The organism is Paraburkholderia fungorum, assembly GCF_046027605.1.
In the GTDB taxonomy this organism is placed as follows: Bacteria; Pseudomonadota; Gammaproteobacteria; order Burkholderiales; family Burkholderiaceae; genus Paraburkholderia; species Paraburkholderia fungorum_F.
Window position 1 is genome coordinate 135,629 of sequence record NZ_JAQQEF010000016.1, and the last position, 20,703, is coordinate 156,331.

Annotated in this window: 19 protein-coding genes; 8 read left to right on the forward strand and 11 right to left on the reverse strand. The window is 62.5% G+C overall.

Going from position 1 to position 20,703, the window contains the following annotated elements:
• Nucleotides 1-73: 73 nt before the first annotated feature.
• Together hemH and PQR53_RS24865 are read left to right on the forward strand one after the other, a co-directional pair.
• On the forward strand, nt 74-1,144 hold the full coding sequence (gene hemH / locus PQR53_RS24860; RefSeq protein ID WP_408459793.1) for a ferrochelatase: 1,071 nt from the start codon (nt 74-76) through the stop codon (nt 1,142-1,144).
• A gap of 8 nt (nt 1,145-1,152) precedes the next feature.
• Entirely contained in the window at nt 1,153-1,560 is a 408-nt protein-coding gene (locus tag PQR53_RS24865) for an RNA-binding S4 domain-containing protein (RefSeq protein ID WP_408459796.1), read from the forward strand.
• Here the strand turns inward: PQR53_RS24865 and PQR53_RS24870 are convergent.
• On the reverse strand, nt 1,532-1,693 hold the full coding sequence (locus tag PQR53_RS24870) for a hypothetical protein (protein WP_012431795.1): 162 nt from the start codon (nt 1,691-1,693) through the stop codon (nt 1,532-1,534). The genes PQR53_RS24865 and PQR53_RS24870 overlap by 29 nt on opposite strands.
• Before the next feature lie 377 nt (nt 1,694-2,070).
• On the opposite strand from PQR53_RS24870, the gene grpE reads away from it, so the two are divergent.
• Complete coding sequence (gene grpE / locus PQR53_RS24875) at nt 2,071-2,655, forward strand: nucleotide exchange factor GrpE (protein ID WP_408459798.1); 585 nt, start codon at nt 2,071-2,073, stop codon at nt 2,653-2,655.
• Between the two features lie 41 nt (nt 2,656-2,696).
• On the opposite strand, the gene PQR53_RS24880 is transcribed toward grpE, so the two are convergent.
• Entirely contained in the window at nt 2,697-2,831 is a 135-nt protein-coding gene (locus PQR53_RS24880) for a hypothetical protein (RefSeq protein WP_408459801.1), read from the reverse strand.
• A 507-nt stretch (nt 2,832-3,338) separates the two neighbouring features.
• Between PQR53_RS24880 and dnaK the strand changes: the two genes are divergently transcribed.
• The 3 genes from dnaK to PQR53_RS24895 all read left to right on the forward strand — a co-directional run bounded on the left by dnaK (nt 3,339) and on the right by PQR53_RS24895 (nt 8,716).
• Complete coding sequence (gene dnaK, locus PQR53_RS24885) at nt 3,339-5,291, forward strand: molecular chaperone DnaK (RefSeq protein WP_408459804.1); 1,953 nt, start codon at nt 3,339-3,341, stop codon at nt 5,289-5,291.
• A gap of 269 nt (nt 5,292-5,560) precedes the next feature.
• A complete protein-coding gene (dnaJ, locus tag PQR53_RS24890) occupies nt 5,561-6,703 on the forward strand; it encodes a molecular chaperone DnaJ (protein WP_408459807.1) in 1,143 nt (380 codons plus the stop codon).
• 24 nt (nt 6,704-6,727) lie between these two features.
• The gene (locus tag PQR53_RS24895) at nt 6,728-8,716 is read left to right on the forward strand and encodes a chorismate-binding protein (protein ID WP_408459810.1); all 1,989 of its coding nucleotides are present in this window, start codon (nt 6,728-6,730) and stop codon (nt 8,714-8,716) included.
• Nucleotides 8,717-8,922: 206 nt separating this feature from the next.
• Here PQR53_RS24895 and panB read toward each other — a convergent pair whose 3' ends face one another.
• The 7 genes from panB to PQR53_RS24930 all read right to left on the reverse strand — a co-directional run bounded on the left by panB (nt 8,923) and on the right by PQR53_RS24930 (nt 15,256).
• Nucleotides 8,923-9,738 carry a 3-methyl-2-oxobutanoate hydroxymethyltransferase gene (gene panB, locus PQR53_RS24900; protein ID WP_408459813.1) on the reverse strand — a complete coding sequence of 272 codons (816 nt, stop codon included), beginning with the start codon at nt 9,736-9,738 and terminating at the stop codon, nt 8,923-8,925.
• A gap of 36 nt (nt 9,739-9,774) precedes the next feature.
• Entirely contained in the window at nt 9,775-10,455 is a 681-nt protein-coding gene (locus PQR53_RS24905; protein WP_408459815.1) for a deoxynucleoside kinase, read from the reverse strand.
• The gene (folK, locus tag PQR53_RS24910) at nt 10,452-11,000 is read right to left on the reverse strand and encodes a 2-amino-4-hydroxy-6-hydroxymethyldihydropteridine diphosphokinase (protein ID WP_408459817.1); all 549 of its coding nucleotides are present in this window, start codon (nt 10,998-11,000) and stop codon (nt 10,452-10,454) included. Before folK ends, PQR53_RS24905 begins: the two co-directional genes overlap by 4 nt.
• A 48-nt stretch (nt 11,001-11,048) precedes the next feature.
• Nucleotides 11,049-12,632, reverse strand: coding sequence for a polynucleotide adenylyltransferase PcnB (gene pcnB / locus PQR53_RS24915; protein ID WP_408459819.1), 1,584 nt, complete (start codon nt 12,630-12,632; stop codon nt 11,049-11,051).
• The gene (locus tag PQR53_RS24920) at nt 12,629-13,315 is read right to left on the reverse strand and encodes a histidinol-phosphatase (RefSeq protein WP_179736270.1); all 687 of its coding nucleotides are present in this window, start codon (nt 13,313-13,315) and stop codon (nt 12,629-12,631) included. The genes pcnB and PQR53_RS24920 overlap by 4 nt, the downstream gene beginning before the upstream one ends.
• The gene (gene hda / locus PQR53_RS24925) at nt 13,308-14,093 is read right to left on the reverse strand and encodes a DnaA regulatory inactivator Hda (RefSeq protein ID WP_408459822.1); all 786 of its coding nucleotides are present in this window, start codon (nt 14,091-14,093) and stop codon (nt 13,308-13,310) included. Before hda ends, PQR53_RS24920 begins: the two co-directional genes overlap by 8 nt.
• 86 nt (nt 14,094-14,179) lie before the next feature.
• Nucleotides 14,180-15,256, reverse strand: a complete 1,077-nt coding sequence (locus PQR53_RS24930; protein WP_408459825.1) for an AI-2E family transporter — start codon at nt 15,254-15,256, stop codon at nt 14,180-14,182.
• A gap of 159 nt (nt 15,257-15,415) precedes the next feature.
• On the opposite strand from PQR53_RS24930, the gene purM reads away from it, so the two are divergent.
• Nucleotides 15,416-16,483 (forward strand): phosphoribosylformylglycinamidine cyclo-ligase, encoded by a 1,068-nt coding sequence (gene purM / locus PQR53_RS24935; RefSeq protein ID WP_408459828.1) that lies wholly within the window; start codon nt 15,416-15,418, stop codon nt 16,481-16,483.
• 98 nt (nt 16,484-16,581) lie between these two features.
• On the opposite strand, the gene miaA is transcribed toward purM, so the two are convergent.
• Together miaA and mutL are read right to left on the reverse strand one after the other, a co-directional pair.
• A complete protein-coding gene (gene miaA / locus PQR53_RS24940; protein WP_408459830.1) occupies nt 16,582-17,529 on the reverse strand; it encodes a tRNA (adenosine(37)-N6)-dimethylallyltransferase MiaA in 948 nt (315 codons plus the stop codon).
• A gap of 43 nt (nt 17,530-17,572) precedes the next feature.
• Complete coding sequence (mutL, locus tag PQR53_RS24945; protein ID WP_408459832.1) at nt 17,573-19,618, reverse strand: DNA mismatch repair endonuclease MutL; 2,046 nt, start codon at nt 19,616-19,618, stop codon at nt 17,573-17,575.
• Nucleotides 19,619-19,893: 275 nt separating this feature from the next.
• On the opposite strand from mutL, the gene PQR53_RS24950 reads away from it, so the two are divergent.
• Nucleotides 19,894-20,565 carry a DedA family protein gene (locus PQR53_RS24950; RefSeq protein WP_408459835.1) on the forward strand — a complete coding sequence of 224 codons (672 nt, stop codon included), beginning with the start codon at nt 19,894-19,896 and terminating at the stop codon, nt 20,563-20,565.
• The last annotated feature ends 138 nt before the right edge of the window (nt 20,566-20,703 follow it).

A 20,703-nucleotide genomic window follows, 5' to 3' on the forward strand; every position in this document is an offset into this window, starting at 1 on the left:
GCAATGGACCACGCCGCTATAATGATTCCACCTTGAATCGACATTCCGCCTGAAGCGGTTACGCCTGCTGCCTATGCACTTTGACCTCGAGCGGCCCTCGCAGAACGCCACGTCACACCGTGTCGCGGTGCTGCTGATCAATCTCGGCACGCCCGACGCGCCGACGCCGCGCGCGGTCCGTCGCTATCTCGCGCAGTTTCTGTCCGATCCTCGCGTGGTCGAAATTCCAGCGCTGCTCTGGCAGGTGATCCTGCGTCTGGCGATTTTGCCGTTCCGGGGCCGCGCGTCAGCGAAGAAATACGCGGCCGTGTGGATGCCGGAAGGCTCGCCGCTGCGCGTCTTCACGGAGAAGCAGGTAGAAGGCTTGCGCCATCTGCTGCAGTTGAACGACTACACGGTGCTGGTCGACTACGCGATGCGCTATGGCACACCCGGCATTCCGGCCATGCTGAACCAGCTCAAGCTGGCGGGCGCCGAGCGTGTGCTGCTGATGCCCATGTATCCGCAATATTCTTCTTCAACCACGGCGACGGCCTTCGACGATGCCTTTTCGGCCCTCAAGCGCATGCGCAATCAGCCGGAAATCCGCACGGTGCGCCAGTACGCGGATCATCCGGCGTACATCGCCGCGCTCGCTGCCCAAGTGCATCAGTACTGGCATCAGCACGGCAAGCCGGATTTTGCAGCGGGCGACAAGCTGGTGCTCAGTTTTCACGGTGTGCCCAAGCGCACTCTGGATCTGGGCGACCCGTACCACGAGCAATGCCAGCAAACCGGTGCGTTGTTGACGCAGGCGCTGGGATTGACGCAGGTGGAATGCCGCGTCACGTTTCAGTCGCGCTTCGGCAAGGCCGAATGGTTGCAGCCGTACACCGCTCCCACGCTGAAGGAACTTGGCGCGGCGGGGGTGCGGCGTGCCGACGTGTTCTGCCCGGGCTTTACCGCCGATTGCCTTGAAACGATTGAAGAAATCGGCATGGAAGTGCGTGACGAGTTCCTGCATGCGGGCGGCAAGGAGTTTCACCGGATTCCCTGCTTGAACGCCTCGCAGCCGTGGATCGCCGCGCTAGGGGAAATCGTCGCGCAGAATCTGCAGGGCTGGCCCGTGCAAGCGGTGTCGGTGCCGCACACGAGCGGGGCTTAAGCAGGCTTATGAATTACAGGATTGCAACGGAACCGGGCGCGAAGCTGCGCATCGACAAGTGGCTTTGGGCCGCGCGTTTCTTCAAGACCCGCTCGCTCGCTGCGGATGCGGTCGAGAAAGGCCATGTGCGCATTGGGGGCGCCAGCGTCAAGCCGGCGAAAGATGTGCGCGTCGGCGACCTGGTCGAGATCGAGATCGAGCGGATTGTGTGGCAGGTGGAAGTGCTGGGTGTGTGCGACGTGCGTGGCCCAGCCACCGTCGCGCAGACGCTTTATGCGGAAACCGAAGAGAGCAAGGTGAAGCGGCAGGTCGAGCAGGAACGGCGCAAAACGTACCGGGAACCGGCTGCCGCTTTACACGGCAGGCCGACCAAGCGCGACCGGCGCACTATCGACAAACTTTCAGGTGGGGATTGAACAACTGTTCCATCGTCGCGTGCACACCGCCGTACTCGGTGGTGTGATCGTTGACGGCCCCGGACATGCAGATGGTCGTGGTGCCCGCGATCAGTACCAATGCGACCACCGATATTGCAAAGGTCAGTTTCACGGTACTCCCCTCGGGAAGGATTCAGGACGGAAACAGGCTAATCAGGTGGAATTGAAAAGTGTCGGTAAGGCTTACGTCAGATTAGGGTTAACGTGTCTTTTCCGATGCTTTATTGGAGCATAGGCCACTTGTGATAAGCACTCAATCTCAATCTGATTGCGACGCAATAATGGTTGTAACCGGGCATTTCTGCCGCCCGTCCGCAGCATGAAAAGTTCCGGGAGAGGCGCTTGAAATGGGTGTTCCCGGCCCCATCTGCCATTTCGATACGCATTAAGCACCGAGTTGTCTGTCGCAATTTTGCAACGCACAAATTGCGAGCGCCTTGATGCGTTGCCGCCACCGTTAGCTTCAACTTTTTAACGACTTTCAGCGACATGGAAAACACGCAAGAGAACCCGACGAGCCCGAATCCCACGCCCGCCGACGAAACCGCGCGCCAGGCCGCAGAGGCCGCAGCACCCCAGCAGGAAGCGGCTGCAAACGCTGCTCCTGAAGCGCCGGTATCGGACGCGCAAGCCGCACTGGCCGAAGCAGAAGCGAAGCTCGCCGAGCTGCAGGAGAGCTTCCTGCGGGCGAAGGCTGAGACCGAGAACGTGCGCCGCCGCGCCCAGGAGGATGTCACCAAGGCCCACAAGTTCGCGATCGAAAGCTTCGCGGAGCATTTGCTGCCGGTGATCGACAGCCTCGAAGCAGCGGTTGCTCACTCGTCCGACGATCTGCAGAAGGTGCGCGAAGGCGTCGAACTCACGCTGCGTCAACTCACCGGCGCGCTGGAAAAGGGCCGCGTCGTCGCACTGAATCCGGTTGGCGAAAAGTTCGACCCGCACCGTCACCAGGCTATTTCGATGGTGCCGGCGGAACAGGAACCGAACACCGTCGTCGCTGTGCTGCAAAAAGGCTTTGTGATCGCCGACCGCGTGCTGCGTCCGGCCCTCGTGACCGTCGCGGCGCCGAAGTAAGCGGCACAGCAGTATTTAGAAAGAAGCCGCTTATCGGCCGCTTATCGGTCGTTCGTCAGCCGTTCCAGCTGACAGGCATCGTCGTCGTGGCCAATATTGCCCGTCGACGCTGCCGCGTTTGCCGTCTTCGGCGGGCAGGCGCTCAGCGCCGAGTCGTTCGGCACGGTGCCGGCCACGGTGTTTTTCTGCCGGTCAGCTGCTTCAACCGCGCGATCGCCCGGAAGAAGGCGACGCTGGCTCCGGCCGGACGCGATCCGCGCGCTCGGTTTCAGATGGTTTCACTGCAACGTCGACGCGCATCGCAAACCAGGCCTGCGTTTCGTGTCTCACGGCGTTGCCACCTGGATCTTCTTCGCCGTCGCGAGTGGCACCGTGACAAGTGGCTGAACCGGTAACCGGTCGGTATGACGCTGAGTGGTTCGAGGCGGTGGTAGCAGCCGCGCGAGCAAAGATTCGGGGTGATCCGGGCGGCCAATGCGACCGGCATCGCGACGAACAGTGAAAAAAGCGGCAAAAGTTCGGCTGATTGAAAAAAATTAAAGACCGCATCGTAAAAGAGGTCTTGAAAACGATGCGGATGCACTTATGTTGAGTGCAGGTAGGAATTGAGAGCGGATCGCCGTACCGCCAGATTGGCAAAAACGGCGATTCCCGCAGCGATCAAAGTCAGGAGATTAGTAAAAATGGGCAAAATCATCGGCATCGACCTCGGCACGACGAACTCGTGCGTGGCGATCATGGAAGGCAATTCGGTCAAGGTGATCGAGAACTCGGAAGGCGCGCGTACCACGCCGTCGATCATCGCTTACATGGAAGACGGCGAGATTCTCGTCGGCGCGCCTGCGAAGCGTCAGTCGGTTACGAACCCGAAGAACACGCTGTACGCGGTCAAGCGCCTGATCGGCCGCCGCTTCGAAGAAAAGGAAGTGCAGAAAGACATCGCTCTGATGCCGTACAAGATCATGAAAGCCGACAACGGCGACGCATGGATCGAAGTGCGTGACCAGAAGCTCGCGCCGCCGCAAATCTCTGCGGAAACGTTGCGCAAGATGAAGAAAACCGCTGAAGACTACCTCGGCGAGCCGGTCACGGAAGCGGTGATTACGGTTCCCGCGTACTTCAACGACAGCCAGCGCCAGGCTACCAAAGACGCAGGCCGCATCGCCGGTCTGGAAGTGAAGCGGATCATCAACGAACCGACCGCAGCCGCTTTGGCATTCGGTCTGGACAAGGCCGAAAAGGGCGACCGCAAGATCGCGGTCTACGACCTGGGCGGCGGTACGTTCGACGTGTCGATCATCGAAATCGCCGATGTTGACGGTGAAATGCAGTTTGAAGTGCTGTCCACGAACGGCGACACGTTCCTTGGCGGTGAAGACTTCGACCAACGCATCATCGATTACATCATCGGCGAGTTCAAGAAGGAACAAGGCGTCGATCTGTCGAAAGACGTGCTCGCGCTGCAACGCCTGAAGGAATCGGCTGAAAAGGCCAAGATCGAATTGTCGTCGAGCCAGCAAACCGAAATCAACCTGCCGTACATCACGGCCGACGCGTCGGGTCCGAAGCACTTGAACCTGAAAATCACGCGCGCCAAGCTGGAAGCACTGGTTGAAGAGCTGATCGAGCGCACGATCGAACCGTGCCGCACGGCGATCAAGGACGCAGGCGTGAAGGTCGGCGAAATCGACGACGTCATTCTGGTCGGCGGTATGACCCGCATGCCGAAGGTGCAGGACAAGGTCAAGGAGTTCTTCGGCAAGGAGCCGCGCCGTGACGTGAACCCGGACGAAGCCGTGGCCGTGGGCGCCGCGATTCAAGGCCAGGTTCTGTCGGGCGACCGCAAGGACGTTCTGCTGCTCGACGTGACCCCGCTGTCGCTCGGCATCGAGACGCTCGGCGGCGTGATGACGAAGATGATCAACAAGAACACCACGATCCCGACCAAGCACGCACAGGTCTACTCGACGGCTGACGACAATCAGGGCGCCGTGACGATCAAGGTGTTCCAGGGCGAACGCGAAATGGCAGCGGGCAACAAGCTGCTGGGCGAGTTCAACCTCGAAGGCATCCCGCCGGCACCGCGCGGCACGCCGCAGATCGAAGTGAGCTTCGACATCGACGCGAACGGCATTCTGCACGTCGGCGCGAAAGACAAGGCAACCGGCAAGGAAAACCGCATCACGATCAAGGCCAACTCGGGTCTGTCCGAAGCCGAAATCGAAAAGATGGTGAAGGACGCCGAAGCGAACGCGGAAGAAGATCACAAGCTGCGCGAGTTGGCCGATGCCCGCAATCAGGGCGATGCGCTGGTCCACAGCACGAAGAAGGCGCTCACCGAATACGGCGACAAGCTGGAAGCCGCTGAGAAGGAAGCGATCGAAACCGCGCTGAAGGACCTGGAAGAAACGCTGAAGAGCGGTTCGAGCGACAAGGCCGCGATCGAAGCCAAGATCGAAGTGGTGGCCACGGCCTCGCAGAAGATGGGCGAAAAGATGTACGCCGACATGCAGGCTGCGCAAGGTGCCGAAGCTGCGGCAGCGGGTGCGGCAGGTGCGGGTGCTTCCGCGGGTGGCGCAAGCCAGCAGCAGGACGACGTGGTCGACGCCGATTTCAAGGAAGTGAAGAAAGACTAAAGCCAGGTCGCAATCTGACCGTAAAGCCGCACACAGCGATGTGTGCGGCTTGGCTGCAAAACGGTTTTGCTCCCGTCCGGGTGCTTGAACCTGCAAAGCGGTTATCGCGCCTGGTGAGCCTGTTTGGGCTCTCCGGGCACATTTGTTTTATGGAGGGCGTTGTTTTGAGTCGCGTGAAAGCGGTGGGAAACAACGGCCGGACGAGTCGCAAGACTCCAGCATTCAAGAGGAGCCACCGCGCCCCATTGCGCGAGTGGCGTTGAACCGATATGGCGAAACGGGATTACTACGAGGTTCTGGGCGTCGCAAAGAACGCGAGCGACGACGAAATCAAGAAGGCTTATCGCAAGCTTGCGATGAAGCATCACCCCGACCGCAATCCGGGCAACAAGGATGCGGAAGAGCATTTCAAAGAGGTGAAGGAAGCCTATGAAATGCTGTCGGACGCGCAAAAGCGCGCCGCGTACGATCAGTACGGCCACGCGGGCGTCGATCCGAACATGGGCGGAGCCGGTGCGCAAGGCTTCGGCGGATTTGCCGATGCGTTCGGCGATATTTTCGGCGACATCTTCGGCCAGGCGGCCGGCGGTGCCGCACGCGGCGGTGGCGGCCGTGCCGGCCCGCAGGTGTATCGCGGCGCCGATCTGCGCTACAGCATGGAGATCACACTGGAACAGGCCGCACACGGCTACGACACGCAGATTCGCGTGCCGAGCTGGGTGTCGTGCGAAGTCTGTCACGGTTCGGGTGCCAAGCCCGGTACCAAGCCGGAAACTTGCCCGACCTGTAGCGGTTCGGGTTCGGTGCGGATGTCGCAAGGCTTTTTCAGCATCCAGCAAACCTGCCCGAAGTGCCACGGCACCGGCACCTATATTCCTGAGCCGTGTGGCCATTGCCATGGCGCGGGCAAGGTGAAGGAAACCAAGACGCTGGAAGTGAAGATCCCGGCAGGTATCGACGACGGCATGCGCATCCGCTCGGCCGGCAACGGTGAACCGGGTATCAATGGCGGTCCGTCGGGCGATCTGTACGTCGAGATTCATATCAAGCAGCACTCGGTGTTCGAACGCGACGGCGACGACCTGCATTGCCAGATGCCGATTCCGTTCACCACGGCGGCACTCGGCGGTGAAATCGAAGTGCCGACCCTCGCGGGCCGCGCGAGCTTCACGGTGCCGGAAGGCACGCAGTCGGGCAAGACGTTCCGTCTGCGTGGCAAGGGCATCAAGGGGCTGCGTTCGAGCATTGCCGGCGATCTCTATGTGCACGTGCAAGTCGAAACGCCGGTCAAGCTCACTGAGCCGCAGCGCGATCTGCTCAAGCAGTTCGAAAAGGCGCTGGTCGAAGGCGGCGCGCGGCATAGCCCACAGAGCAAGAGCTGGTTCGATCGGGTGAAGAGCTTCTTCGATTAATAGCGGTTTGATCTGGCGGTAATCATGACGGCGGATGAGCGCGACGCAGTGTTCGCGTTACTCGACGATTGCGACGCGACCGCGGCGCGCCGTTCGAGTCGTCTGTACACGCGCTTTGTGCAGGAACGGGTTTGCGCGGACGCTGCGCAACTCGAAGTCGTGTGCGAGACCGTGGCCGCGGACACGCGGCTGGGTTTGCATGCCGTCGTGCTCGCCGACTACGAGTTTGGCCGGAGACTTCTCGACAGCGGCCTGACTCACCGGGCATTGAAAGAAACGCAGCGTGGCAATGCCACGCTGCGTTTTTTATTGTTTGAACGTTGCGAGAAACTGTCGCGTGACGAGGTAGATACGTGGCTCGTGGAGCGCGACGGCGGCGCGCCCGAGGCGTCGGTGGCGGGCACGGCGAACGTGCGCGCGAGCGTCGATCTCAAGCAATTCAACGAAGCGATCGAGGCGATCCATGCCGCCCTGTGCGCGGGCGATTCCTACCAGGTCAACTTCACGTATCGGCTGGGTTTCGACGTGTTCGGTTCGCCGACGGCGCTTTATCGACGCCTGCGGGCGCGTCAGCCGGTGCGGTACGGTGCGCTGATCGCGCTGCCGGACGACGAATGGGTGCTGTCGTGCTCGCCCGAATTGTTCATTCAGAAAGAGGGCGCCACCTTGCGCGCCCGGCCAATGAAAGGCACGGCGCCGCGCTCGGCCGATCCTGTGGCCGATCGCCATGCCGCTGAATTTCTTGCAAACGACCCGAAGAATCGCGCCGAGAACGTGATGATCGTCGATCTGTTGCGCAACGATTTGTCGCGCGTGGCGCAAACAGGCTCGGTCAATGTGCCGGCGCTGTTTTCGGTCGAGCCGTATGTGTCGGTGTGGCAGATGACGTCGACGGTGCATTCGACGCTGCGCGCCGGCACGTCTTTCGCCGGGATCATGCGTGCGTTATTTCCGTGCGGGTCGATCACCGGCGCGCCGAAGCATCGCACAATGCAATTGATCGACGAGCTCGAAAGCACGCCGCGGGGACTTTATACCGGCGCGATCGGCTGGCTCGATGCGCCCGTTGCGACTGCCACAGCCGCTCCCGCGTCCACACCCAACGACACACCCAACGACACACCCAACGACACACCCAACGACACACCCAACGACACACCCAATGACACACCCAACGACACGGCCTGTGGCGACTTCTGCCTGTCGGTCGCGATCCGCACGTTAACCTTGAGCCCACCCGCGCAGCCAGGCGGTGAGCGGCAAGGCAAGATGGGCGTTGGCGGGGGCATCGTGCTCGACAGTATTGCCGCTGACGAATATGCGGAGTGTCAATGGAAGGCCACCTTTCTAACCGGAGCCGCGCCGGGTTTCGAGCTTTTCGAAACGATGTATGCGACGCGGGAAGAGGGCGTGCGGCATCTGTCGCGGCATCTCGCACGACTCTCAGTCAGTGCCGCGACATTCGGTTTCAAACTCGACGACGAAAACGAAATTCGTGCGCAAATCGCAGAGAAATGTGCGGCATTGCCAGCGCAAAGCCCGCATCGTATGCGCGTCACGTTGAGCAAAAATGGCACGGTGCAAATAACCGCGGCAGTGCTGACGCCGCTGATCGACTCAAGCATCGGTGTCCTGCTCGGACCTGACCACGGTTTCCCCGCGACGGATGCCAATGATCCGCTGCTGCGACACAAAACCACGCACCGCGCCGAATATGATCGCGGCTGGCGCGAAGCGGAAGCAAAAGGTGCTTTCGACACGTTGTTCTTTAACGAGCGCGGCGAGTTGACCGAAGGCGGCCGGTCGAACGTGTTTGTGAAGCTGGCGGGACGGTGGTGGACGCCGCCATTAAAGTCGGGCGTACTGCCCGGGATCATGCGGGGCGTGCTGCTGGAGGATACCGACCTTCACGCCGCTGAACGCGTGCTGACGCGAGTCGATGTGCAGAATGCCGAAGCGCTTCTCGTGTGCAACGCATTGCGAGGCGCGGTACAGGCGCACGTGCTGGGCTAAGCCAGGCTAAAAGGCCAAGGGAGCCGCGCTGCGGGCTTTGGGCATCGCGTGCCGCGGCCGCGCGGTTGCTCAACTGTGGCGAACGTGCAGCAAGCGGGCCATCCATCCGGACAGCCGCACATGCCATGTGGATCCCCGCACGTCATGCGGGTCCCAAACAGGCGCAACTGCGCCTCGTCAAGATAATCCGCTATCAGACCGTGCGTTCAGAACGTATGCTCCGGCCCAGGGAAAGAGCCGTCCTTCACCGCGCGCACATACGCTTCAACCGCAGCCTGAATGTTCGGCTGCCCTTGCATGAAATCCTTCACGAAGCGCGGCCGCTTGCCGGGGAAAATCCCCAGCATATCGTGCAGCACCAGCACCTGCCCCGAGCAGTCGAGGCCTGCGCCGATACCGATCGTCGGAATCCGCAATTGCTTCGTCACTTCAGTCCCGAGCAGCGTTGGAATCGCTTCGATCACGATCAGCTGGGCGCCCCCGTTCTGCACGGCAAGCGAGTCGCGCAGTACCTGGCTCGCGCCGGCGTCGGTCTTGCCCTGCACCTTGAAGCCGCCAAACGCATGCACCGATTGCGGCGTCAGACCGACGTGCGCGCACACCGGAATCGACCGTTCGACCAGAAAGCGCACCGTGTCCGCGAGCCACACCCCACCCTCGAGCTTCACCATCTGCGCGCCGGCACGCATGAGCTCCACCGAGCTTCTGAAGGCGTCCTCCGGCGTGCCGTACGTGCCGAACGGCAGGTCGGCCACCACCAGCGCCGAAGGCCGCGCCCGCGCGACGCTCGCCGTGTGATACGCGATCTCCGCGAGCGTCACCGGCAGCGTGGTCGTCTGGCCTTGCAGCACGTTGCCAAGCGAGTCGCCGATCAGCAACACATCGACACCCGCGCGATCCAGCAGCGCGGCGAAGCTCGCGTCGTAGCAGGTCAGCATGGCGATCTTTTCGCCGGCGTCGCGCATCGCCTGCAGTTTCGGCACGGTGATGGCGTTCCGGCTCGCTTCCTGCAAATAGGTCATGAGGAAATCCGTTGCAAAAGAGAGGAGGCGCGCCGCTTAGAGCGACGTGCCTTTGACAAAGAATTCCTTGCGGCCACGCATGGTTTCGATGCGTTCGGCGAGTAGCGCAAGGTCCGCGTCCGAGTCGAGCGGATTCAGATGTTCAGCGTTGACCGTCAGCACGGGCGTACGGTCGTAGTGATAGAAAAACTCGTTGTAAGCGTCGCAGAGTGCGCGCAGATACGCATCGGAAATCTGCAGCTCCATGGGCACGGCGCGCTTCTGGATGCGCGCGAACAGCACCTCAGGACTGGCTTGCAGGTAGACCACGAAATCCGGCGCGGGCGCGCTCACGTCAAGTCGCGCGGCGAGGGCGCGATACAGCTGCCACTCGTCTTCCTGCAGCGTCAAACGCGCGAAGATGTCGTTCTTCTGCGTCATGAAATCGGCGATCAGCGGTGTGCCCGCCACATGCGCGGCCACCACTTCCTGGGCCTGCTGCGCGCGCTGCAACGCGAAGTGCAATTGGGCGGGCAGCGCATAACGCGCGGTGTCGCGATAAAAGCGTTCGAGAAAGGGATTGTCCTGCGGCCGCTCGAACAGTTCCTGCATCGACCAGCGTTGCGCGAGCCGCCGCGCGAGTGAGGTCTTGCCGACGCCGATCGGCCCTTCGATCGCGAGATAGCCGAAGGGCGGCCTTAATTGCGGCGCGGTGACGGTCAGCGGCGGCGAATTCATTCGCAACGACCCTTGTCTCCAGCAGCGGCGCCGACAGTCAATGCATTCAGCATGGGGCACTGGCAGGGCCCCTTCACCTTTTCGATACGCTGATCGCTTACGCGGTCGAGCAGCGCCTCGGCACGGCCGTGTTGCGGGATGATCAACGCTGGGTCGATCTCGACGAGCGGCACGAGTGCAAAGGCACGCTCGATCAAACGTGGATGCGGCACGATCAGATCGGCTTCGTCGATCGATTGATCGCCGAACAGCAGAATGTCCAGATCGAGCGTGCGCGGTGCGTTGCGAAACGGCCGTTCACGGCCGAACTGATGCTCGATCTTGTGGCATAGCGAGAGCAGATGCCGCACGGGGAGCGTCGTATCGACCTTCACGACGCAGTTGAAATAGTCATCGCCGCCCGCGTCGATCGGGGCGGTGCGATACAGGCTCGACTTGGCGAGCACGTTGATGGTGTGCTGTTGTGCGAGGCACACCACTGCGTCTTTCAGGGTCTGGCGCGCGTCCCCGAGATTCGCGCCGAGGCCGAGATAAGCAACCGTCATGGCATAACTTCCTACGACTATCGTTCGACGACTTCAGCGAACGCCGCGTCAGTCTTCGTGCGAGCCATCATGGCCCACGTCGTTGGCTGTGCGTTCGGCTGGCGTGCCGCCCTCCATTCCGTCGCCCGGTTTGCGGTTTCTGGCGCCACTGCTGCGCCGCCGTCGTTTTCTGGGGCTCCGGTCCTTCCCGCCTTGCGTAAGCAGTGTCTCGCGCGCAGCGATGTCTCCTTCGATGAACTCCGTCCACCACGCACCGACCGACTCATCGAGTTCGCCCGATTCGCAGCGCAACAGGAGGAAATCATACCCCGCTCTAAATCTTTGGTGTTCCAGCAGCTTCAGCGCACTTCTTCCCGAGCGTTTCTCGAGGCGCAACTGCAGGCCCCAGATCTCGCGCATATCTGACGAAAAGCGCTTGTGGATCGCGAGTTTCTCGGTTTGCATGTCGAGGACTTCGTCCATCGCGCGATGCAGCGCCGGCACCGGATATTCACCGTTCGCCTCGAATTGTTGCCAGCGCGTCTGGACGTCGTGCCATAGCAGCGTGGCGAATAGAAAGCCCGGCGAAACCGGCTTGCCGGCGCGCACGCGGGCGTCTGTGTTGGTCAGCGCGAGCGTGATGAATTTCTCGCCGATCGGCTGTTCCAGCACCACGTCGAGCAGCGGCAACAGACCGTGATGCAGGCCTTCCTGACGCAGACGTTTCAAACAGGCGAGCGCGTGGCCGGACAGCATCAGCTTGAGCATCTCGTCGAACAGACGCGCGGCCGGCACGTTGTTGATCAGATCGGCCATGTTGGCGATCGGCGCGCGAGTCGTGTCTTCGATCTCGAAGTCGAGCTTGGCGGCAAAACGCACCACGCGCAGCATGCGCACCGGATCCTCGCGATAACGCGTGGCCGGGTCGCCGATCATGCGCAACAGACGGGCGCGCATGTCGGCCATGCCGTTGTGATAGTCCAGCACGGTTTGCGTGGCCGGATCGTAGTACATCGCGTTGATCGTGAAGTCGCGCCGCGTGGCGTCTTCGTGCTGCTCGCCCCACACGTTGTCGCGCAGCACGCGGCCGCTTGCGTCCACCGCGTGGGTGCGGCGATCGAGCTCGTCGCGCTTCAGACGGCGCGGCGGCGCGGCGTCGGCGGCGGGCGGATCGACCAGCGCGCGGAAGGTCGAGGTTTCGATGATTTCCTGGCCGAACTGCACATGCACGATCTGAAACCGGCGGCCGATGATGCGGGCGCGGCGGAACAACTTCTGCACCTGTTCGGGCGTGGCGTCGGTCGCGACGTCGAAGTCTTTCGGCTTGATGCCGAGCAGCAGATCGCGCACCGCGCCGCCGACGATGAACGCGCGATGCCCCGCTTCCTGCAGGCCTTCGGTGACGCGAATCGCGTTTCTCGAGATCAGCGACTGATCGATGCCATGCACGTCGTGCGGAATGATGACCGGCACGTCGGGGTCCCGCACGGGTTTGGCCGCCGGGCGTGCCGGTTTGCGGCGCGCTTTGCCGGCGCTGGACGCGGTGCGTGCCGATGCCTCGTCGGCTACGTCTGCTTCGGCCTCGGCGGGCGGGGTGTCGTCAGCGGGCGCTGGATCTTGGCCGAATAGCTTGCGAATAAGTTTTTTGATCACGAGGGTTGAAAGAGTTCGAGGATGCGCCAGCCTTTGGCCTGCGCATGGGCGCGCAATGTGTCGTCGGGATTGGTCGCGATCGGATCGGTGACCTTTTCGAGCAGCGGGATGTCGTTGTGCGAGTCGCTATAGAAATAGCTGCGCCCGAAATCGGTCCAGGTCTTGCCGAGCGAAGCCAGCCATGCCTCGGTACGGACGATCTTGCCTTCCTTGTAGCTCGGCGTGCCGGTGGGGCGGCCGGTGTACGGCGAATGCGGCTGGCCGTCGACGGTTTCCGCTTCGCAGGCGATCAGCGCATCGACGCCGAACGCCTGGGCGATCGGGCGCGTGATGAATTCGTTGGTGGCGGTGACCACGCAGCAGAGGTCGCCGGCTTCGCGATGCTCTCTGACCAGTTCCAGCGCGACCGGAAAGATCGCCGGCGTGATGACTTCATGCATGTACTGCGCGTGAAGGTCGGCCAGCTGGGCGCGCGAATATTTTGCGAGCGGCGTGAGCATGGCGATCAGATAAGCGTGAATGTCCAGCTTGCCGGCCTTGTAGTCGGCGAAAAAGCGGTCGTTTTCACGGGCGAAATTTTCGGCGTCCACCATGCCTTGTTTCACCATGAAGCGGCCCCATTCGTGGTCGCTGTCGGTGGGAATGAGCGTGTGGTCGAGATCGAAGAGTGCGAGGTTAGCCATGGGGGCCTATTTTACTTGAAGCGGGGGCGGGGGACGCAGATGAAGCGGCCGGCGACGCTGAGGAGGTGGGCGCCGTGCGCCGTTCCTCGGCGTCGGGCGAGTTCAGCATGATGCGCAGAAGTGGCAGCGTGACCGCGCGTTTCTGTTCGAGCGAGAAGCGGTCGAGCGCGTCGAGCAGCCCCATCAGGCTCGGCATATCGCGGCGAAAATGCGTGAGCAGGTAAGCGGGGACATCGTCGGCGAGCATGATGCCGCGCTCGCGTGCCGCGTGTTTCAGCACCGCGGCCTTGCCTTCGTCCGGCAGCGGCGCGAGGTGAAACACGAGGCCCCAGCCGAGGCGCGTGCGCAGATCCTCGCGCACCGTCATGCCGATGGGCGGCGCATTGCCGGCGGCGACGAGCGCGCTGGTGGGATGCGCGCGCACTTCGTTGAACAGGTTGAATACGGCGATCTGCTGCGCGGCGGACAGGCTGTCGCAATCGTCGATCGCATACAGCGCGACGCGCGGGTCGAACGTGAAGGCGGCGAGGCTGCTCTGCGGACCGGCAAAACGTGCATGCCCGGGCGGCGCTTCGTGGACCAGCGCCTGCAGCAGATGCGTGCGGCCGCTGCCGGCCTCGCCCCAGATGTAGAAGGTGCGATCGGCCACTGGCCCGGCCGCGAGCGCGTTGTCGAGCTCGCGCAGCCGCGTGACCAGCTCGGCATTGGCGCCGGCGAAGAAATTGTCGAATGTCGATGGCGGCGGGGTGCCGAGATCGAGCGTCAGTTGACGAAGCACAGTAGGTTAATGCCGAAAATGAAGCTTGGGCCGCAGATGGCCCGAACCTCGGGCCGTAAAAATTCGATGAGCGGTCCGATGAGCGGTCAATTGTTGTAAAGCGTGCTCGCCAGATAGCTTTGGCGCAACTCGCGCATCGCCACCGAGAGAATCGCGCTGACCGGCAGCGCCAGCAACACACCGAAAAAGCCGAACAGCTGACCGAACGCGAGCAACGCGAAGATGACCGCGAGGGGGTGCAGTCCGATCCGTTCGCCGACGAGGCGCGGCGTGAGATAAAAGCTCTCGACGATCTGGCCGACGCCGTAAATCAGCGCGACCGCGCCGAAGCCGTACCAGTCGCCGAACTGCAGCAGTGCCGCGAGCAGCGCCAGCGCGAGACCGGTGGCAAACCCAATGTACGGGATGAACACAGCAAGGCCCGTGAAAATACCCACCGGCAGCGCGATTTCAAAGCCGGCGACGGTCAGCGCAAGCGCATAGTAGACCGCCAGCACGCCCATCACGAGCAGCTGGCCGCGCAGGTATTGCGACAGCATCTGGTCCATGTCGCGCGCGAGCTGCAGCGTCTTGTCGAGCCAGCGGCGCGGCACCACGCTCTGCACGCGGGTGAGCATGCGGTTCCAGTCGTACAGCAGATAGAACAGCACGAGCGGCACCAGCACGGCATTGCCGACCACCGTCATCATCACGTTGCCGCTGGTGCGAATGTAGGCCCATGCATACGCCGCCACGGTCTGCGCGCTGCCTTCCAGCTGGCCCATCACGAGATCGCGGATGCTGGCGAAATCGAGCGAATCAGCGAGACCCAGCAGCGCGAGCTTGGGGTGCAGCCAGCCGCTGACATGGGTGAAAAACACCGGCACCTGTTGCCTGAGTTGCGGGCCCTCTTTCTGGATCACGGCCAGCACCAGCAGCACGAGCAGCGTTATTAGCAGCGAGAACAGCAGCATCATCAGCAAGGCGGCCAGTGCGCGTGGCACACGCCGACGCACCATCCACGCGACGCCCGGTTGCAGAATGTACGCGAGAATCGCGCCCAGCAGGAACGGCGTCAGCACCGGGCTCAGGAGCCAGAGCAGAATGCCGACGCCCAGCGCGATCGCCAGCCAGGTAAAGGCGCGGCGCTGCACAGGGGTCAGGATCGAGGAGTTCTGTTGCAAAGTTGTTTCCCTGGTCTCGTCGCGACCGGATCATTCAGGATGATTCAAATTCCAGCCAGCCGGCCGGCAACTCTGTATGGGACCAGAGTAAGCGCTGAAGCGCCAACTCTGGTCGGCATCGGGTAAAATCGCATTTTACCGACCTTCGAGCTCTTCCCCATGAATCAACCGAAATCCGCCCCGAATTCAACTGATTCGGCCCAAGGTTTGTCGTATCGCGACGCCGGCGTGGACATCGACGCGGGCGACGCCCTTGTCGACGCGATCAAGCCCTTTGCCAAAAAGACGATGCGCGACGGCGTGCTGGGCGGCATCGGCGGGTTTGGCGCGCTGTTTGAAGTGCCGAAGAAATACAAGGAGCCGGTGCTGGTGTCGGGCACGGATGGGGTCGGCACCAAGCTGCGCCTCGCGTTTCAACTGAACAAGCATGACACGGTCGGCCAGGATCTGGTCGCAATGAGCGTCAACGACATTCTGGTGCAAGGCGCCGAGCCGCTGTTTTTCCTCGATTATTTCGCTTGCGGCAAGTTGGACGTCAGTACTGCGGCCACGGTCGTGAAGGGGATCGCGCAGGGTTGCGAACTGGCGGGTTGCGCGTTGATCGGCGGCGAGACGGCTGAAATGCCGGGCATGTATCCGGACGGTGAATACGATCTCGCCGGCTTTGCGGTCGGCGCGGTGGAAAAGAGCAAGATTATCGACGGCAGCACGATCGCCCCGGGCGATGTGGTGCTGGGTTTGGCTTCCAGCGGCATCCATTCGAATGGTTTCTCGCTGGTGCGCAAGATCATCGAGCGTGCGCAGCCTGATCTGAATGCGGACTTCGATGGCCGCTCGCTGGCCGATGCGTTGATGGCGCCTACGCATATTTACGTGAAGCCCTTGCTGGCATTGATGCAGCAGATCGCTGTGAAGGGCATGGCGCACATCACGGGCGGCGGCCTCGTCGAAAACATTCCGCGCGTTTTGCGTGAAGGTCTGACGGCTGAACTCGATCATCGCGGCTGGCCGATGCCGCCGCTGTTCGCGTGGCTGCAGAAGCACGGCGGCGTGGCGGATGCGGAAATGCACCGCGTGTTCAATTGCGGGATCGGGATGGCAGTGGTTGTGTCTGCCGCTGATGCCGATGCGGCGATCGGGCTGTTGTCGGCTGCCGGCGAGCAGGTCTGGAAAATCGGCGTGATTCGCGAAAGCGCGGCCGGTGAAGCTCAGACGGTTGTGGTTTAAACAGAACAGCTTAAACGACCAGCCTGAGCAGCCAGCTTAAACAACGGCTGCTTTGCCTGCGCGGTGTACAGAAAGAAAACGCCGCGCGGGCGAACACCTCAAATCAATTCTTCAATCAAGCCGACCACCTGCGCAGTCGCGCCGGGATCGCAGCAATCAACCACAACGCGCTCTGTCATGCCGCGCAGCCACGTGAGCTGCCGCTTGCACAATTGCCGGGTGGCAAAGACCCCCTTGTCCCGCATGGTCGAATAGTCGACCGCCCCATCGAGATATTCCCAGACCTGCCGGTATCCCACGCAGCGCATGGACGGCATCTCGGGCAACAAATCCCCGCGCTCGCGCAATTTCACCACTTCGTCGATGAAGCCTTCAGCCAGCATCGCATCGAAGCGCTTTTCGATGCGTCCATGCAGCACGCTCCGCTCGGATGGCTCAAGCGCAATCGGCACGAAGCGCCAGGCTTGCGCAGCGCTATCGACGCGAGCGGGCGCGGCCAGCAACGCGGACATCGCTTGTCCGGTCAGCATGAACACTTCGAGCGCCCGCTGAATCCGCTGCGAATCGTTCGGCGCGAGGCGCGCGGCCGTAACAGGGTCGACAGCGGCAAGCCGCGCATGCAGAGCTGGCCAGCCGTCGCGTGCGGCGTCGGTATCGAGCGCTGCGCGCGTGTCGGCATTGGCGGCGGGCAGGTCGTTCAGGCCTTGCGTGAGGGCCTTGTAATACAGCATCGTCCCGCCGACCAATAACGGCAGCCGCCCGCGTGCGCTGATCTCGCCGATCAGGCGCAACGCGTCGCTACGAAATTCCGCGGCCGAGTATGCGTCCGCCGGATCGACGATGTCGATCAGATGATGCGGCGCCACCGCGCGCTCTTCGGGCGTCGGCTTGGCCGTGCCGATGTCCATCTCGCGATACACCAACGCCGAATCGACGCTGATGATTTCCACCGGCCGCCGGGCGGCCAATGCCAGCGCGGCAGCGGTCTTGCCGGATGCGGTCGGGCCCAGCAGGCAAGGGATCGGCGTGGACGTCGGTGAGGTCATAGGCAAAACGGCGCGCGCTGAAGAACCGTAATCAGGTGCATCATCATTGCCCACGCATGAACAGCCGATCGAGATCGGACAGCGTCAACTGGTACCACGTCGGACGGCCGTGGTTGCACTGGTCGGCGCGCTCGGTCGCTTCCATCTGGCGCAGCAGCGCGTTCATCTCATCGAGCGTCAAACGCCGGTTCGCGCGCACCGCGTGATGGCACGCGAGCGTGCCGAGCAGTTCGTGCTGACGCTCGGTCAACACACGTGAGCCGCCGAACGCATGCAGGTCGGAAAGGACCGCGCGAGCCAGCGCCTGCAGATCGGCGTCTTTCAGCAACGCCGGCACGGCGCGGATCGCAAGCGTGGTGGGCGACAGCACGGCGAGGTCGAAACCGAGTGCGTCGAGCGTGTCGCGCTCTTCTTCGACCGTGCCGATTTCGACCGGATCGGCCTGCATGGTCTGCGGGATCAGGAGCGGCTGCACGGCAATCGTGCGATCGGACAGGGCGTTCTTGAACTGCTCATACAGGATGCGCTCGTGCGCGGCATGCATATCGACAATCACGAGTCCATGCGCGTTCTGCGCGAGCACATAGATGCCGTGAATCTGGCCGAGGGCGAAGCCGAGCGGTTGCTCATCGGTCGCATTGAAAACGGGCGACGCGTAGGGTGCGGAGGTGTTGTATGGCGAGGGCGCCTCGGCGGCCGAGTCGCGCGCTTCGAAGAGCGTCGCGCCTTCGACTGTGCCGGTGTTGGTGTCTCTACGGCCGAAGAGGGCGTCGTAGAAGGCGAGCGGTTGGGCAACCGGCAGCGTGCCTTGCGTCATACGCGCCTGGCGCATCCACGTATTGCCGGGCTGCGAGGATCCGAATCCGCTACTCATCCCGCTACCGAGGCCGCCTGCGCCCGCGGCTCCATTCGCGCCAATGCCAAAGCTGCCGCCCGCACCACCCAGCGGCGTAGCGCCGAACGAGGCCGGCCCACCTGCCGATGCTTGCAGATGCGCGGCATGGCCGCCGGCGGTCGTTTCCGGCGACGCGCCCGCGTGCCGCGCCAGCGCGCGCTGCACGGCGTGAAACACGAACTGGTGAATCGAACGTGAATCGCGAAACCGCACTTCGATTTTCGACGGGTGCACGTTCACGTCGACCGCTTCTGGCGGCAGATCGAGAAACAGCACGTAGGACGGATAGCGGTCGCCGTGCAGCACGTCTTCGTAAGCGGCGCGCACCGCGTGCGTGAGCAGCTTGTCGCGCACGAACCGGCCATTGACGAAGAAATACTGCTGATCGGCGCGCCCGCGGCTCGCGGTCGGCAGACCCGCGCAACCGTAGACGGCGAGCGGTCCGGCGGATTCGTCGAGCGGCAAATGAGCCGTCGCAAAGGTTTCGCCCAGAATCTTCGCGACTCGCGCAGGCGGCTCGCTGGCGTTCCAGTGTTCGACCGCCTTGCCGTTATGCAGGACCGAAATCGCCACATCCGGCCGTGCCAACGCGGCGCGGCGAATCTGTTCAAGGCAGTGACCGAGTTCGGTCTGCTCGCTTTTCAGGAATTTGCGGCGCGCGGGCGTGTTGAAGTACAGCTCGCGGACTTCGATCGTGGTGCCCTGGGTGCCGGCGGCGGGACTGAGCACACCGGTTTGCGCATCGACGCGCACGGCATGCGGCGCCTCGGCGGTGCGGCTCGTGATGCTCATCTGTGCGACCGACGCAATCGACGCCAGCGCCTCACCGCGAAACCCGAGCGTTGCGACCGCTTCCAGTTCGGCCAGCGAGCGAATCTTGCTGGTCGCGTGTCGCATCAGTGCGAGCGCGAGTTCGTTTTCGGGGATGCCGCAACCGTCGTCGGTGATCGAAATGCGTTTGACGCCGCCTTCGTCGAGCAGGATACGCAGTGTCTGCGCGCCGGCGTCGAGCGCATTCTCCAGCAATTCCTTGACCACTGAGGCCGGCCGCTCGACCACTTCTCCGGCGGCAATCTGGCTGATCAGCTGGTCGGGAAGGGGCTGGATCGCCCGCAACGGGCGTGGGACGGGCGCGGCGGCGGAAACCGCGGCGGCGTCGGCGGTGCCGGCAGGCGTTTCGGAGAATTCTGACATGGCGAAATTATAGCGATTCGGCGCGAGCCGGCTCGATGTAGGGCGATGCAATGGATCGGCGCACGCTTGCGGCCGGCGACGGTCGGACGGCGGAAGCGTCGCATGACGCCGGAATAATGTTCGCGCACGCCAGATTTTTAATCGTGCCCGGGCACTTTCGGTATCATGACTCGGTCAATTTCCGGCGGCGAGTACGAACTCGCCGGCCGTCGCCTGCAAGGCTGCTAACGCGGCCACTCCCGCCACGCTCACATTCGCTCAATAAAGGACGCTTTTTGGACACGTTGCTACACTTCGTCAACCTTGTCTTGCACATCGACAAGTTCCTGGGTGACTTCATTCACGTGTACGGCACCTGGGTCTACGCGGTCCTGTTTCTGATCGTGTTCTGCGAAACCGGGCTGGTCGTCCTGCCGTTTCTTCCGGGCGATTCCCTGCTGTTCATCGGCGGCGCCTTTTGCGCGAGCGGTGAAATGAATCTCGGTCTCCTGATCTTGCTGTTGCTCGTTGCGGCGGTCGCCGGCAACACGGTCAATTACATGATCGGGCGGGCCATCGGGCCACGGGTGTTCAATTCGCATATTCCTTTTCTTGAGCGCTTCCTCGACCGCGCCGCGCTGCAGAAGACCCACAACTTCTATGAAAAGCATGGCGGCAAGACCATCGTGCTGGCGCGTTTCATTCCGGTGGTGCGTACCTTCGCGCCGTTCGTTGCCGGTGCGTCGGAGATGACGGTGAGCCGATTCCAGCTTTTCAACATCCTCGGTGCGCTGTTGTGGGTGTTGCTGCTGGTGTTGCTCGGCTACTTCTTCGGCAACATTCCGTTCATCCGGCAGTATCTGAATGTAATTGTGCTGGTGGGTATCGGCGCGGCCGTGGTACCGGTTGTGTTAGGCGCGTTATGGAAGATGACGCGCAAGAACGCGTCCAAGGCGGGCACCCGCTGACGCTTTACGTTGCATGGAGCAGACGAACAAACGGCGTCGCGAATCTCGCGCCGCCGTTTTCATTTCGCGGTCCTGATTCCGCTGAGCCGGATCGCGGAAGTTGTGAGCCAACCTGTCAACCTGGCGAGCCATGACCCT

Coding starts and splice junctions, on each gene's coding strand:
- PQR53_RS24895 (WP_408459810.1), top strand. CDS start 6,728: ATGACGGCGGATGAGCGCGACGCAGTGTTCGCGTTACTCGACGATTGC.
- mutL (WP_408459832.1), bottom strand. CDS start 19,618: ATGTCAGAATTCTCCGAAACGCCTGCCGGCACCGCCGACGCCGCCGCG.
- dnaJ (WP_408459807.1), top strand. CDS start 5,561: ATGGCGAAACGGGATTACTACGAGGTTCTGGGCGTCGCAAAGAACGCG.
- purM (WP_408459828.1), top strand. CDS start 15,416: ATGAATCAACCGAAATCCGCCCCGAATTCAACTGATTCGGCCCAAGGT.
- grpE (WP_408459798.1), top strand. CDS start 2,071: ATGGAAAACACGCAAGAGAACCCGACGAGCCCGAATCCCACGCCCGCC.
- miaA (WP_408459830.1), bottom strand. CDS start 17,529: ATGACCTCACCGACGTCCACGCCGATCCCTTGCCTGCTGGGCCCGACC.
- PQR53_RS24920 (WP_179736270.1), bottom strand. CDS start 13,315: ATGGCTAACCTCGCACTCTTCGATCTCGACCACACGCTCATTCCCACC.
- panB (WP_408459813.1), bottom strand. CDS start 9,738: ATGACCTATTTGCAGGAAGCGAGCCGGAACGCCATCACCGTGCCGAAA.
- folK (WP_408459817.1), bottom strand. CDS start 11,000: ATGACGGTTGCTTATCTCGGCCTCGGCGCGAATCTCGGGGACGCGCGC.
- PQR53_RS24865 (WP_408459796.1), top strand. CDS start 1,153: ATGAATTACAGGATTGCAACGGAACCGGGCGCGAAGCTGCGCATCGAC.
- dnaK (WP_408459804.1), top strand. CDS start 3,339: ATGGGCAAAATCATCGGCATCGACCTCGGCACGACGAACTCGTGCGTG.
- PQR53_RS24905 (WP_408459815.1), bottom strand. CDS start 10,455: ATGAATTCGCCGCCGCTGACCGTCACCGCGCCGCAATTAAGGCCGCCC.
- hemH (WP_408459793.1), top strand. CDS start 74: ATGCACTTTGACCTCGAGCGGCCCTCGCAGAACGCCACGTCACACCGT.